The organism is Leisingera sp. ANG-S5, assembly GCF_000813925.1.
Lineage (GTDB): Bacteria > Pseudomonadota > Alphaproteobacteria > Rhodobacterales > Rhodobacteraceae > Leisingera.
This window is the reverse complement of sequence record NZ_JWLH01000013.1, coordinates 19,061-33,088: the sequence shown is the minus strand read 5'-3', so window position 1 is coordinate 33,088 and position 14,028 is coordinate 19,061. Positions and strand designations below refer to the sequence as shown.

Here is a 14,028-nt window from a genome sequence, read left to right as displayed (position 1 = left end):
CGGCGCAAGCCCAGCCTCACGCCGATGATCGACGTGGTGTTCCTGCTCTTGGTGTTTTTCATGCTGGCCTCGCGCTTTGGCATGGACACGGTGCTGCAACTGCCGCTGGCCGGACAGGGCGGCAGCTACGACGGCCCGCCGCGCCTCATTGGCGTCGGACCCGGCAACCTGGATGTAAACGGCGTGCCAGTGGCGGACGCGAACCTCCCTCAGGCGCTGGCGCCCTTGATGAAATCCCCCGCCGACATGCTGATTCTCAGGGGCCGCGACGGTGCCAGCCTGCAGCGCATCACTGACATCACCGCCCTGCTGCAGCAAGCGGGCCTCAGCAACGTCGTGCTGGTGGAATGAGGCAACGCCCATGGACCTGAGCGATCCCCCTAAACGCCCCCGCGCCGAATCCATCGTGCCGATGATCAACGTGGTGTTCCTGCTCTTGATCTTCTTCCTGATGACCTCGCGCCTGGCGCAGCCTGACCCGTTTGACGTAACCCCGCCCGATGCTGCCTCCGAGACCGCGCCAGAGGCCCAGCCGGTGCTCTACATCGGTGCCGGCGGCCGGATGTATTTCGACGGGGCCGAGGATGAGGCCGCTCTCACCCGCCTCGCCGCCGCCAGTGCAGGCCATCCCAACGTGCAACTGCGCGCCGACGCACGGCTGGAGGCCAAGACCCTCGCCCGCATCCTGCGCCAGCTGGCAGAGGGTGGTCTGTCCCGCGCCGAACTGGTGGTGCACCGCCGATGAAACGCGCCGCTGAATTCACTGTCTTTGCGGGCCTCGCGGGCCTCATCCACGTAGCACTCTTTGCCAGCGCGCCAGAGCAGGGCGCGCAATCCAGCGGTGCGGGCGGCGAGGCGCTGGTCTCGCTCCAGCCCGCCAGCGCCGAGGTCGCCCGCATGGCCGAGGCCTGGCAGAAGCCGCCTGAGGCCCCGCAGATCGAAACACAGAAAGCAGAACCCCTGCCCCGGGTTCAGGCCCCTGCCCTGCCGCAGCTTGATCTGGCACAGGCGCCGCGCGCCGCGCTGCTGGCCCCGCTAACCCAGCCCGCTGCGGCCCAACCGGTGCAGGCGGACACCACGCCACCGCCGCCGCCAAAGCCGCGCAAACCAGCGCCAAAGCCGGAGCCGCAGGCCAAGCTGGACCCTGAGCCGCAGCAGAAACCCGCCCCCAAGGCAAACTCCAACAGGAATTCTGCAGGCCAGCAGACCCAGCGGGCGGCGGGATCTGGCGGCGGCGCCGAGGCGGGCCAATCCGGCGGTGCCCGGACCGCCACCGCCAACCCGGGCCGCGAAGCCAAGCTGCGCAACGTCTGGGGCAACAAGATCCGCGCCCGCATCGAACGGCGCAAACGCTACCCCTCCGGCGCCAAGGGCCAGGCCCAGGTGGTGCTGCGCCTGACAGTTGCCCGCGATGGCCGCCTGCTGGACCACCGCGTCGCCAGATCGTCAGGGATAGCCGCGTTTGATCAGGCAGCCCTGGCCGCCGTTGCCCGCGCCGGAAACTTCCCGCCCGCGCCGAAAAAACTGCAGGCCAGCCAGATCCGCCTCAGCCTGCCCATCAGTTTCACCAAATAGAACCGCTGCCTGAGCGCGCGCCCTGACGCAGGCCCGCTCAGGCCCCGGCGTTCAAGGCGGCCCGCCAGACACGGAACCGGCCCTGCCCCGTTACTTCCTGCACCAGGTTCTGCGCTTCGAACCAGGCAATGTTGCGCTGCACCGCCGCGCGGCTGACGCCGGTCAGTTCTTCGGCCAGCGGCGCCGTCACCATCGGCCAGCTGCGGAACACTTCAATCAGCCGCGGCGGGGTGCGGCCCGACAGCGGCTTGATGCAGCGGCGGGCATCGCCTTCCCACCGGTCGAGCTGATCCAGATGCCGCATCGCGCGGAGGATCCCCTGGTCCACCGCCTGCAGCCAGCGCTGCAGCCGCTCCTGCGGCGCCCCGCCGCCGCGCAGCCCCCCTGCCCCGCTCATCAGCAGCGGCGCAAACAGGGCGCCGTCCTGCCCCTCGCCCGCCGACATGCGCGCAGCGATCACCGCGCCCTCCAGAACATCGCCCTCAGGTCCGATCCCGGCCAGCGGCCAGAGGTGAAAGGCGAAACACGCACGGACAATCGGATGCAGGGACGAGGCCGCTTTCATAATCGCATTCCAACCTGCGATCCTGCCGGTCAGGGGGTCATCCCCGCGGGCCTCGTGACGGCCCAGAAACCCGGCGATGTCCGCCCCTGGCCCAGGACCGCCCGACAGCCGCCGCAACGCCCAGGCAGTGCGCTGCAGCGCCGCGGTGTCCTCCCCGGCAGCGCTGATCCGCATCGCCTGCCACAGCCCCAGCCGGTCGGCAGAGATCCGGTCGCCGGACAGCCAGCTCAGCTCTGACGCTTCTGTCAGGGCCAGCCGGTGCCGCCATCCCTCCGGGCCGCGCCGCAGCCGCTCATCCAGCGCGCCGAACCGCACTGCCGCCTGCGCCAGATGCAGCGCCTCCGCAGCCTGCGCCTGTTCCCAGCCGGCAATCTGCGCCCGTTCATCCGGCTCGCTGCGCGGCAGCGGCGGCAGGAAATCCACCTCCTCCTCCGGCGGTCCAGGCAGGAACCACAGGTCCTCCTCCCCGGTTTCACCGTCGAATGGGCTGTCAGCGGCCGCCCCGGCAGCGCCTTTGGTTTCAAAAGGGTTCGGTTTCATAAATGCAAAATATGATAATTTTGCACATTACCCAAGGCTTTTTGTTTTTCCGTTGAAAACCACCCGATCCCCCTTGCCGCACCGAAGCGCGCTGCGAAGCAAGAGACAGCCGCAAACCGGACCTCTAACAAGCAACGCCCGAAGGTCCATTTCATGGCAGCAGCGGTCCGGGTCATCCCATCTCCCCGGCAAGGCTCGCGCTTCAGTCCGGAGGTTTCGCAGCGAAACCTCTGCGCCGCCAAGGCTAAGGTTGAGGCTGCCCGGGAACCGCTCGCGGCCCGGGCAAAATGAATCAGTAGCCTCTCCTGCCCCCGGAAGGTTTCGCTGCGAAACCTGCGCAAAAGCCGATCCAGCCGGCGAGCCTGAAGGCGGAAGTAAACTGAACAACCGCCGGGGTTTCCCCCTGCCCTGCGCGCTCCTCCAGACAGGGTTTCGCTGCGAAACCTCCGGGACAGGTGCCGGAATGACCGGGCCGGGCCGGCAAAGAAAAACCCCGGCCCATCGGGCCGGGGTTTCGCTGCGAAACCTGTCTTGGGGGTCGGCTTGTCAGCCGTGTTCCAGCAGGTGCCGGACGTTGTCCATTACCGTGTCCACCAGCTCTTGTGTCACCTCGCTGCCGGAGAAGCGGATGGCATAACCCGCGGGGCCGTACTCACGTTCGATCGTGATGCCGCGGGCAACCTCTGTGCGGCGGGCCTTTTCGACCTTCTTTGCGGTCTTGGGACGGCCGCCGCGGCTGGGGTCCAGCGGTTCGCCTTCGGTGCTTTCGATGACCGGAACCATTGCCTCCCATTCCTCCGCTGCGGAGCGTCCGCCTGCCCGCTCCAGCGCCGCTCTCAGACGCTCTGCCGCACCCGTCCTCAAGGCGCCGGCCAGGCGCAGGCACTGGCGTTCATTCAGGCCGGTGCCGTGGCTCAGCATATCGCCGAGCTCCTCGTGGATCACCGCGAAGGAGCGGATCTTGGAGCGCTTGGCCTTGGAGGCGTGCTGGAACAGAACCGCCACCGCCTCGTCGACGCTGGCGAAGATACCGTCATGCACCGCCGACGCCGCCGCCCGGCCGCGCTCGTACTGGCTGAGGCCGGAGCGGATCTCGTTCTCTTCGATCATCGAGACCAGCGCATTGGCGATGCTGCCGGGTTCGCGGATGAAGGCCGGGATGGTCTGGAACCGGTCGCCGCCGCTGACCGCGTTGAGACGGCGCAGCGCAGTCAGGCGGCGGTAGCCGGAGACCAGCGCGAATTTTCCCGCATCCTCTGGGTTCAGCGGTTCAAAGACTTCGATCGGCAGGCGCAGGCCGTTGACCGAGATCGAGGTCATCAGCTCCTGCATCTCTTCCTCGTCCAGTTCAATTCTGTCCCGGTTCAGAGCATCCGCGGTGATGTCCTCCAGCGGCAGTTCCACCGCCACCAGGCCCTTGCCCTCGGCATCGCGCAGGCGTTCGGCATCGGCCTTGTCGCGGGCGATGGCCTCACGGTCGGCCTGGGGCAGCGGGTCGGCGTGGCGGGCCGCGTCGGCCACCACGTCGGCAATCGGCGGCCGCAGGCCTGGGCTGCGGGCCAGATCCCGGTCAATGCCGGCCTCAATTTCCTTCAGCGCCTCGGGCGAAGGGGTCTCAAGCTGTCTGCGGCGTGCCATCTGCTCTGTCCTCTTTCTGGGTCTGTTCTGCCTGCTCCATCTGCTGATCGCGCCACCAGCTGCCGATCAGAAGCTCCTTGAATTCCGCATAGGTGCGGTCGAACACTTCACGCCCGCGCACGTAGGTCTCGCGGTTGAAATTGCGGTAGTCGGCCTCGTAGATGCCGGACACGCTTTCGCCGGCCTGGCCGACCATGGCGGTGTAATCCTGCCGGTAGGCATTCATCATGTCGCCGAAATAAGCCTGGATCACATTGGCCAGATCGCTTTGCTGGCTGGCGTCAAAGCGGGTGATCAGGGCCCGGACCACGTCCCATTCGAACTTCATCTCGGGGAGCCCTGCGCGGCGGCGGCCGGCGTTTTCGCCGTCCTCGATAGAGGCGAAGGTGGAATAAAGCATGTCGAAGAAACGGCCCGTCGAGTCGAACTCCAGGAACGACGCGCCAAGCGGCACCATCAGGATGTCGGCCGCGGCCAGTGCGTTGATCGTCAGGTATCCCAGGGCAGGCGGCGTATCCAAAAGCACGATGTCGTAGTCATCGAGCGCGCCGCCCTGGTCCAGCGCATTGGTCAGCGCGTCCCACAGCGCCCAGTTGCGCAAGCCCATGCGCCAGACCGGGATCTGGAATTCCGCCCAGTACAGGTTCAGCTGCGCGCCGATCAGGTCGATGTTGGGCCAGTGGGTTTTCTGGACCACGTTTCGCAGCGAAACCTCCCTCGCCTCGGTCAGGGTTTCATCGAGCGGAATGGCGTTGAGGCCGGAAGCGGCGCGGACCTTGTTCTCAGCCTCCACCGCATCCGCATAATCACGGGCGAGGAGGGGAAAGACGGTCTGCCATTCGTCGGCCACCTGGCCGCCGAGGATCGAGGTCATCGAGCCCTGGGAGTCGAGATCGACCACCAGCACCTTGTAACCGTCGAGCGCCGCCGACATCGCCAGATGCGCCGCGGTGGAGGTCTTGCCGACGCCGCCCTTGAAGTTGGCAACCGCGACCACTTTGGCGGGCAGGCCCTCGGGGCGGTAGGGGCGGTACTCCTTGGTGGAGATACCTTCCTCCGCGAAATGGTCGCGCAGTTTCAGCACCTCCTCCAGGGTGAACCATTTGGAGCCGCTGGCGCCTTCGCCCTGGGGCAGGTCGGGGTTCTTGTTCAGCACCCGGCGCAGGTGGGCGGGGGCCACCGGGATCAGGTAGCGGGTGATCTCCCAGGTGGAGAACTTGCGCAGCCGCTTGCGCCCGTCTGGAGCGTAGCCGCGCTTGGCCAGATCATCGCGGCCGCGCCCTGCAAATGCGGCTGCCTTGGCGAATCTGGCGGTGTCGACCAGCTCACCGAGCTTGGCCGCTGCAGCCTCCGGATCCAGGTTGAAATAGGGGGGCAGGGGGGTATCAGGTTTCTTTGCCATGTGCCTTATGCCTCGGGTATATCGCCTGTTTGGCGTGTTATCCCGGTTTTTGTCGCACATCCTGGGCAGAGAGTGAATCATTATCTGACAGCGCATCTGTTTTCCGCTGCCGTCCGTATCCCGCGGATAATATGAGTCTTTTCCCCAAAAATTACTATGGCACAAACAGGTTGAAATGTTGTGAATCTTTGATTCAGTTTAGAGTCTTTAGGTCAGGTAATCCGTTATATTTCATACGGTTAAGAGTGTTTGGGCACCTGTCTCCGGTACCAAAGGAACCCGTTTCCGGGATCATGGGTACCTGTCTGCGGGAAGAAGGGTTCCGATTCGCAGGAGGAGGGGCACCCGCGACTCAGAAGGCCGGTTTCGGGCGGTTTCCGGCCTCAGATTAGCCTGAAAAGCGGGATTTCGGGGACGGATTTCCGCAGAAATTCAGGGGCGGATGCCAAAGGTACCCGTTTGCGGGACGGGGCTCTCCCGTAAAAGGGTGCCCAAAGCAGGATTGAGAACGGGTGCCTTTTCCGTCATAGTAACCGCGAGAGCAGATCCCGGAGAGTCGCAAAGGCCGAAGCGGGACGAAAGGGCAGGGCGATGGACGCTGATAACATCCCGCACAGCAAGCTGACAGGCCCCCTGCGCCGGGGGTCGGTAAAGAAGAACGTGGCGGCGATCCATGTCTCCGGCAAGCTGACGCTCTTGCAGCGGAAGCTGTCGAACGTGCTGTTGCTCAATGCCTATGACGCGCTGGTCACCAAGCCCAAGCACCAGATCGACGCGCAGACACTGTGCCTGATGGTGGGCTACAATTCCAACGATATGGAGACGCTGAAGCAGTCGCTGAGGTCGCTGGCGGAAACGGTGGCGGAATGGGACATGCTGGATGAGCAGGGGCGTCAGGAGTGGGGCGTAAGTTCCCTGTTGTCCTACGCCAAGCTGTCGGGCGGAGTCTGCGAGTACGCCTATTCGCCCGCACTGGCGGAGAAGCTGCATGACCCCAAGGTCTTTGCCCTGATCAATCTGAACATCCAGCGGCGGTTCACCAGCGGCCATGCGCTGGCGCTTTATGAAAACTGCTACCGCTTTGTGCGGACGGGATCGACCGGCTGGTGGGACATTGCGCTGTTCCGCCGCCTGATGGGGGTGGATGGCAGCGCCTATTACGAGAGCTTCAAGCATCTGAATGCCAAGATCATCAAGCCGGCAGTGGCGGAGGTGAACAAGACCTCCAACATTCTGCTGACACCGGAGTTCAAGAAGATGGGCCGGCAGGTGGCGGAGGTGCGGTTCCTGATCAAGGAGAACCCGCAGCTGGCGATGCTGGATATCGACGACGGGGCAGGGGTGCGGCAGGGGGCTGTTTATACCCAGCTGATGGAGCTGGGGGTCAGCGACCGGCTGGCGCGGCAGTGGATCGCCGAGCATGGCGAGGACTATGTCGCCGAGAAGGTCGGCTATCTGAAGGGGCGCAAGGGCGTCGACAGCCCGGTGCGCTACCTGAGTGCGGCCTTGCGGGACGACTACAAGGATGCGCCGGCCGAAACGGCCAAGGCGGTGTCGCCGGAGGTGCTGGCCGCGGCAGAGGCGCGCAAGGCGGCAGAGGCCGAGGCGGCGCGGGCAGCGGCGGCAGAGGATGCGGCCAAGGCGCGGGAACGGTCCCTGCGCGCGCAGAAGCTGGAGCGGATCCGGGAGCTGGCGGCGGGGCGCTCGCCCACCCAGCGGGACGCCGACAAGCGGCTGTTCCTGAGCCGCTTGGAGGATGAGATCGACCGCGAGGAATTCCGCAACCGCGGCTGGAGTGCGGCGCTGCTGGCGGGACCGATGGCGGAGTTCTGGGAAGAGCTGATCCCCGGTGCGCTGGAGGATCTGGCGGAGCTGGAAAGCGGGCAATAGCCGGCAGGGATGCCACCCCCGGCTGCCCGGCAGCTGGAGCCGGATTTCAGGACGCGCGCCCGGGGGCCCGGTTCAGCCTCGCCGTGATTTCAGACAGGCGTGACCAGGTTTGCAGGGTGACCGGCAGGCTGAGCGAGGCCTCGGCAAAGTCCCAGGAATAGGCGACAATCGAGAACACTGCGCCGGCGGTGACTGTCATCATCGCGGCGGCGAACCAGAGATTGAACAGGATCAGCGCCAGCAGGAGGGCAAAGACCGCGCCGTAGAGGATGGCCTCGGCATCCGACAGCTGCACCTCGAAGCGGCGCAGGCGCCGCAGATGGGCCAGCGTTGACCCCTGTGCGCGTTTCTCCAGCACGCCGACCTGGCGCTCGGTCTGCTGGTTGAGCTGGCCGTTGAGGCGGAAGAAGCGGCGGTGGAACAGAGCATAGACGGCGGCCATGCCAAAGGCGGCAGCCAGGGCAGCGAGGGCCAGCTGCTGCGCAAAGGCAAACAGCACCGTGATGGAGACCGCGAATTGCACGCCTGCGGCCATCGCGGAGGGCAGGGTGTCTTCCAGGAAGTCCACCAGCTCGCGCCCCATGTCCAGCCGGGCGTTCAGGGCTGAGACCGGCAGGGCGGCGGAGCGCGCCGCCTGCGCCTTGCCCAGTTCGACGCGGATGGTGCCGTAGGCGCGGGTGTCATAGAGACGGCGGGTGACGCCAAGCGCAACCAGCGCGGCCAGCAGGCCCGCCAGATGCCACAGGGCGCGGGGATTTTCACCCAGCAGGCCGTCGATGGCAAAGCCGATGAACAGCGGAACAAGCGCGGTCAGGGCGGCCTCGCCCAGCGTCAGCGCCCAGGTGAGCGCAATGCGGCCCTTGAAGACCGTCAGCAGTGATAGAAGGGTCAGACCCCGGTCAGCCAGCATCGCCTTCACCCGCCGTAAAACACATGGATCGTGGTATTGCCCGGGCCAACCGAGGCTTCGGCGAAACCGGGTTCGTCCTGCGGGCTGCTGGCGCCTGAAACGCCGATGCCTTCGAGCGGCCGGCCGCCGTTGAAGTTCAGGTCCTCGTCGCCGTTTTCGTCGTGAAAGAGAACCACCGCATAGGGGCCTGCGGTCAGATCCGGGAAGGCATGCGCGGTGCTGCCAGGCCGGGCGGGGACCGCGGCAAAGGCTTCGGCCTGCCAGAAGTCCAGCGTTTCGTAGGCCTTGGCCTCGCTGAAGACAGCGATCAGGATATTGCCTTGGCTGTTGCGGATGCCGTCGATGGTGAGGCGCAGACCCTCGGCCGAGGCGGGGGAGGAGAGGGCTGTCAGAACGGCGGCGAGGGTGAGGAAGCGGGTCATGCGGGTTTCCTGTGTTCAGGTTGCGGGGAAGGGGGGAGGCGGAAGAGGGCGATAATGTCTTCTGCGATGGCGATCAGCACCGGCACAAGAATGAGCATCAAGGCGGTGCCGAACAGCTCGCCAAAGGCCAGCGAGACCGCGGCGGGGATCAGGTATTGCGCTTGTTCGGAGGTTTCCGACAGCAGCGGCAGCAGGCCGATCACAGTGGTGGCGGTGGTCAGGAAGATCGCCTGGAAGCGGCCAATGCCCGCCTGATGCAGGGCGCCGGCAACTGTCCCGCCCCCTTCGCGGGCCTGGTTGTAGCGGGTGATCATCACCAGGCTGTCATTCACGATCACGCCGGTGAGCGCGAGCATTCCGAAGAATGACAAGAGCGACAGCGGCACATCCATAATCAGATGCCCGACGGCGGCGGCGACAAAGCCGAAGGGCACGATGGCTAGGATCACGAAGGGCTGCCAGTAGCTTTGGAGCGGCACCGCCATCAGCACATAGATCAGCACCGCCGCGAGGATCAGTGCGCGCAGCAGCCCGCCCTGAATTTCCTCCGTCTCCTCCAGCTCGCCTGCGGCGGCGATTTGGACGCTGGGGTATTTGGCGGCCAGCTGCGGCACCAGCTGTTCGAATACGGCCTGGCCGACCTCGCCGGGCGCGGCCACTGCGCGGTCGATTGCTGCCGCCACGGTGTTGACCCGCCGCCCGTCGCGGCGGTGGATCAAGCCGGAGACATAGCTGCCCTCGATATCAGCGACGGTCCCCAGCGGCACCCAGGCGCCAGTGTTGCTGCGCAGGCGCAGCTGCATCAGGTCGCTGATGGTATCGCGGGCCGCGCGGTTGTTCTGCACCAGCACCCGGATTTCTGACCCGTCGCGGCGGATGCGGGCAACTTCGGCACCGCCGAAACCGTTGCCGATCTGGCTGGCCAGGGTTTCCGCGGTGAAACCGAGATTGCGGGCGTCGGGGCGCAGGCGCAGCTTCAATTCCGGCTGGCCGCCAGCCATCCCGTCACGGATGCTGGACACCCCTTCGATGCCTCCAAGGAAGGCGCGCATCTCAGCGCTGGCCTGGCGCAGCAGGTCTTCGTCCTTGGACATCAGGCGGATGCGGAAGCCGCCTGCCAGCTCCTCGGAGCCGGTGAAATCCAGCTCGGTTGCGCCCTCGACCGCGCCGGTGCGTTCGCGCCACAGGCGGACCACGTCCAGAATCGGGACATCGGGGCGGTCTGCCACCGGCAGCATCTCGGCATAGATCTGGGCGCTGCCTGCGCTGCTGATGATGGTGAAGAAGGTTTTGACCGGTGGGGTTTCCATCCCGGCCTTTTCGGCCAGTTCCCGGTTCAGCGCATGGCCCGCCGCCTCGATCCGGTCGACATTTGCGCGGGTCAGGGCAAAGGGCGCGCGGGCGTCCATTTCCAGGTTCATGGTAATGACCTGGCCCGGGACCTCAGGGAAGAAAACGGTGCGGACCTTGCCCTTCACCATCAGCCCAAGTCCCAGACAGGCCGCGGCAATGAACAGCACCAGGACGGCGTATCGGTAGGCCACGGAGACCACCAGAAGCGGTTGGTAAACCCTGTCGCGGACCCAGCAAAGCCCGCCCCGCGCCCCGTCCTGGATGCGGCCCCACAGGCGGCTGAGCAGATAGCGGCGGCGCGGCTGCAGCGGCACATGGGCCAGATGCGCGGGCAGGATGAACTTGCTTTCGATCAGGGAGAAGATCAGGGCCAGGATCACGATGCCGGAGAAACCGGCCAGCGCCTTGCCCAGCGGGTTGTCGATCAGCAGCATCGGGAAGAAGGCGGCGATGGTGGTCAGCACGCCAAAGACGGTTGCCACGGCGACCTTGTGCACGCCTTTTTCGGTGCCTTCTACCGGGTCTTTCACCTTGCGGCGTTCCTCGAACACGCTTTCGCCGACCACCACCGCGTCGTCGACCAGGATCCCAAGGGCGAGGATCAGGCCGAAGGTGGTTACGTCGTTCAGCGAGTAGTCCACCCATTTCGACCCGGCCACCGCGATGGCGCCCATGACCGAGATCGGGATGCCCATTGCCACCCAGAAGGCGAGCCGCACGTTCAGGAAAACCGAGAGCATCAGCGCCACCAGGATCAGCCCCTGCACGCCGTTGGATTTGAGCAGGGCCAGCCGGTCGGCGATGTAGCCGGCGCTGTCGCCCCAGACCTCAATTTGGACCGAGGGCGGCAGGTGGCGTTCGAAATCCGCTGCCACGCTGCGGACAACGCGGCTGATTTCCAGCAGGTTTTCCTTTTGCCCGACCAGCACCTCCATGCCGACGGTGGGGCTGCCGTTGAGGCGGAACAGGAAGTCGCCCTCCAGGTGGCCGTCCTCGATTGTGGCGATGTCGCGCAGCGGAACATGCGAGCCGTCCTCGCGTTCGATCACCGGCAGGGCGCCGTATTCCGGCGCGTAGCGGGCCCGGTTGTCGGCGCGCAGGTGGATGGTGCCATCCTGGGTGCGCAGCTGGCCAGCCTGGTAGGTCAGCGAGTTTGACTGGATCGCGGCAGACACATCGCCGGCGGTCAGCCCGTACTGGCGCAGCCGTTCCGGGTCCGCCTCGATCCGCAGCTCGCGCGGGATCAGGCCCCAGACCTTGAGCCGCGACAGTTCCGGCTGGGCCAGCAGCTCCTCCTTCAGCCGTTGGGCCAGGGTTTGCAGGGTGGCGGGGCCGGCTTGGCCGTGCAGGTTCACGTAAAGCGCCGGGAAGTCGAAGCCTGACGCCTCGATCACCGGGCGGCGGGCCTTGTCCGGCAGATCGGCCAGCCCGTCGATGCGGATGCGGACCCGGTCCAGCACCGCCTGCAGTTTCTCGCCGCCCGCGCGGCGGACAGAGATGGTGCTGAGGCCGTTGGCCGACAGCGAGGTGATGCTGCGCACACCCTCCAGGCCTTCGAGCGCCTGTTCGGCTTTTTGCGTCACCAGCTCATCCACCTGGGCGGCGGTGGCGCCTGGGTATTCGATGGAAATTTCGACGCTTTCCGGCGGGATGCGCGGGAAGCCTTCGATCCGGATCGACATCAGGGTCTGCACCCCGAGGAACAGGATCAGTGCCATCATCAGGTTGGCGGCGACGGGGTTGCGGATGAACCAGGCGGTCAGGGCGTGCATGGTTCAGCCCTCCGCCGGTTTCGGGCTGACGCGCTGGCCGGGCAGAAAGGAGGCCAGCGGTGTCCGGGCCACCAGCCAGGGGCCGGTGCCCTCGGGTGCGTCAATGATGATGTTTCCGCCGTGCCGGAACAGAACCCTGGGGGTGATGCGCTGCAGGAGGCCGGCGCCGTCGACCAGCCAGATATGCCCGGCCCGGGTCAATGTGCCTTCGGGCAGGGTGAGGGTGCTGGAAAGCTCCCGCCCGCGGAGGGCAACGCGCAGGAAGTCGCCCGCGAGCACCGCCTGCTGCGGGTCCGTGACCTCCAGAAAGATGCGCATCTGGCGGGTTTTCTGATCGAGGAATCCGCCGCCCTGGCGGATCCGGGCCTGGCCGAGGGGCTGGCCGTTGCGGTGGTAAAGCTCCGCCATCTGGCCGGTGACGGGCTGTTGCAGCAGCTTCCAGTCCTCCTGGCTCAGCCCGGCGGTGATTTCGAACTGGCGGTCGTCGGCCAGCTGCAGCAGGGGATCGCCCGCGTTTACGGTCTGGCCGAGGCTGGCCAGGCGGCGGGTGACAAACCCGGAGAAGGGGGCCGTCACCTCGCAATCCGCCAGATCGCGCTGCGCGGTCTGCAGCTGCGCCTTGGCGGCGGCCACGTTGCGTTCGGCGATCCTCAGCTGCGGCAGGTGAAGCGCCAGGTCATTGGGCGGGCTGGCGCCGTCGCGGGCAAACTGCCGCTGGGCGACGGTCACCTTGTTCCGGGCCTGAAGCAACGAAAACCGGGCCTGTTCCAGAGACAGTTCAGCCGCGGCAACGGCGGTTTCATAGCGGGTTTTCTCGATGGAAAACAACGGCGTGCCTTCGGCGGCCCGGGCGCCGGCCAGTGCACCGCCGTGCACCGCTAGGATCCGGCCGGAGACCGCAGAGCGCAGTTCAGCATCCCAGCGCGGGCGCAGCTCGGCGTAGGCGGAGACAATAGCCCGGGCCGGGGCGGGCGAAACCGCAATGACCGAAACCGCGGGGGCAGGCGGCGGCGCTGCCGTGCGGGTCACATCGGCGGTGTCCTCGGTCTCAAACAGCAGCAGGACAACTGCGGCCAGGACCGCCACCGAAACGGCCAGCCACAGCCATTGCCTGCCGCGCCGCACCGGAGCCTTGGGTGTTGTGTTTGCCATCTGCTGCCTTTCCCGCCGAAACCAGAATCACTGCCCCTTGCGGGGCGGTGTTATCTGGCATATACAGTGAACGATCGTTCGTTCAAGGAGTGTTCCGAAAAAATGCCTGCCGGAGAAGACAAGGCCGCATCGAAACGGGAGAAGGCAATTGCACAGCGCCGGGCGCAGATCCTGGAGGCGGCGCTGGAGTGCTTTCTGGAGAACGGCTATCACCAGACCGGAGTGCGGGATATTGCGAAGAAGGCCGGGGTAAGCCTGGGCAATCTTTATAATCACTTCCCGGGCAAGCATGACGTGCTGGCAGAAATCGCGGCGCTGGAGCGGCTGGAACTGGCGCCGTTTCTGAAGATGCTGGCCGGCCCGGCCCCGGCGCCGAAGGTTCTGAAAAAGTTTGTGGCGGCCTATGCCAAATACCTGGCGGATCCGGATACCGTGATCCTGACGCTGGAGATTTCCGGCGAGGCCATTCGCAAGCCCGACATTGCCGCGATGTTCATGGACAACCGGGAGCAGCTGGCCGCCGCGCTGACGGCGGTGCTGGAGCGCGGAATTGCCGAAGGCGGCCTGCGCCGCCTGCCCGATCCGGGGGAGACGGCACAGCTGATCATCGAGGTGGCGGAGGGCAGCGCATACCGTTGCGTGCTGAGCAAACTGCCCATGCGCAAGGTTCAAAAAGGGCTGTGGGATTTTGTTTCCGCGGCCGTCCTGGCGCCGTAAGCGCCTGCCGGGCCGGGCGTCCGTTCTGGCGGTATGGGCGCAGGGAGCTATAGTCTTTGGGGCTGGCAGGCGGTTTGCCTGCCCGGCCATGC

Annotated in this window: 13 protein-coding genes; 5 read left to right on the top strand and 8 right to left on the bottom strand. The window is 66.1% G+C overall.

Features of this window, described 5'->3' with window-relative positions:
• The 3 genes from RA25_RS18000 to RA25_RS17990 all read left to right on the top strand — a co-directional run.
• Positions 1–351: ExbD/TolR family protein (locus RA25_RS18000; protein WP_039174256.1), on the top strand; the 351-nt coding region annotated here is incomplete at its 5' end.
• A 10-nt stretch (positions 352–361) separates the two neighbouring features.
• Positions 362–745: an ExbD/TolR family protein gene (locus RA25_RS17995; RefSeq protein WP_039174246.1), complete on the top strand. Its 384-nt coding sequence runs from the start codon at positions 362–364 to the stop codon at positions 743–745.
• The gene (locus RA25_RS17990) at positions 742–1,575 is read left to right on the top strand and encodes a TonB family protein (RefSeq protein WP_039174244.1); all 834 of its coding nucleotides are present in this window, start codon (positions 742–744) and stop codon (positions 1,573–1,575) included. The genes RA25_RS17995 and RA25_RS17990 overlap by 4 nt, the downstream gene beginning before the upstream one ends.
• 37 nt (positions 1,576–1,612) lie before the next feature.
• Here RA25_RS17990 and RA25_RS17985 read toward each other — a convergent pair whose 3' ends face one another.
• The 4 genes from RA25_RS17985 to RA25_RS17975 form a co-directional block, all read right to left on the bottom strand.
• Positions 1,613–2,680: a helix-turn-helix domain-containing protein gene (locus RA25_RS17985; protein WP_039174242.1), complete on the bottom strand. Its 1,068-nt coding sequence runs from the start codon at positions 2,678–2,680 to the stop codon at positions 1,613–1,615.
• A complete protein-coding gene (locus RA25_RS22800; protein WP_152612233.1) occupies positions 2,677–2,856 on the bottom strand; it encodes a hypothetical protein in 180 nt (59 codons plus the stop codon). The genes RA25_RS17985 and RA25_RS22800 overlap by 4 nt, the downstream gene beginning before the upstream one ends.
• Before the next feature lie 370 nt (positions 2,857–3,226).
• A complete protein-coding gene (locus RA25_RS17980; protein WP_019296468.1) occupies positions 3,227–4,318 on the bottom strand; it encodes a ParB/RepB/Spo0J family partition protein in 1,092 nt (363 codons plus the stop codon).
• Positions 4,296–5,720: an AAA family ATPase gene (locus RA25_RS17975; RefSeq protein WP_039138054.1), complete on the bottom strand. Its 1,425-nt coding sequence runs from the start codon at positions 5,718–5,720 to the stop codon at positions 4,296–4,298. The genes RA25_RS17980 and RA25_RS17975 overlap by 23 nt, the downstream gene beginning before the upstream one ends.
• 591 nt (positions 5,721–6,311) lie before the next feature.
• Here RA25_RS17975 and RA25_RS17970 point away from each other — a divergent pair.
• Positions 6,312–7,610, top strand: a complete 1,299-nt coding sequence (locus tag RA25_RS17970; RefSeq protein WP_039152088.1) for a replication initiation protein — start codon at positions 6,312–6,314, stop codon at positions 7,608–7,610.
• Positions 7,611–7,656: 46 nt separating this feature from the next.
• Here the strand turns inward: RA25_RS17970 and RA25_RS17965 are convergent, their stop codons facing one another.
• Genes RA25_RS17965 through RA25_RS17950 form a run of 4 tightly spaced genes read right to left on the bottom strand, consistent with a single transcriptional unit; the run spans position 7,657 to position 13,219 of the window.
• The gene (locus RA25_RS17965; protein WP_039174240.1) at positions 7,657–8,520 is read right to left on the bottom strand and encodes an ABC transporter six-transmembrane domain-containing protein; all 864 of its coding nucleotides are present in this window, start codon (positions 8,518–8,520) and stop codon (positions 7,657–7,659) included.
• 5 nt (positions 8,521–8,525) lie between these two features.
• Positions 8,526–8,942, bottom strand: a complete 417-nt coding sequence (locus RA25_RS17960; protein WP_052254289.1) for a DUF2141 domain-containing protein — start codon at positions 8,940–8,942, stop codon at positions 8,526–8,528.
• Complete coding sequence (locus RA25_RS17955) at positions 8,939–12,067, bottom strand: efflux RND transporter permease subunit (protein WP_039174238.1); 3,129 nt, start codon at positions 12,065–12,067, stop codon at positions 8,939–8,941. The genes RA25_RS17960 and RA25_RS17955 overlap by 4 nt, the downstream gene beginning before the upstream one ends.
• Positions 12,068–12,070: 3 nt before the next feature.
• Positions 12,071–13,219, bottom strand: a complete 1,149-nt coding sequence (locus RA25_RS17950; RefSeq protein WP_039174236.1) for an efflux RND transporter periplasmic adaptor subunit — start codon at positions 13,217–13,219, stop codon at positions 12,071–12,073.
• 102 nt (positions 13,220–13,321) lie between these two features.
• On the opposite strand from RA25_RS17950, the gene RA25_RS17945 reads away from it, so the two are divergent.
• Positions 13,322–13,936 carry a TetR/AcrR family transcriptional regulator gene (locus RA25_RS17945; protein WP_019296461.1) on the top strand — a complete coding sequence of 205 codons (615 nt, stop codon included), beginning with the start codon at positions 13,322–13,324 and terminating at the stop codon, positions 13,934–13,936.
• Positions 13,937–14,028: the final 92 nt, after the last annotated feature.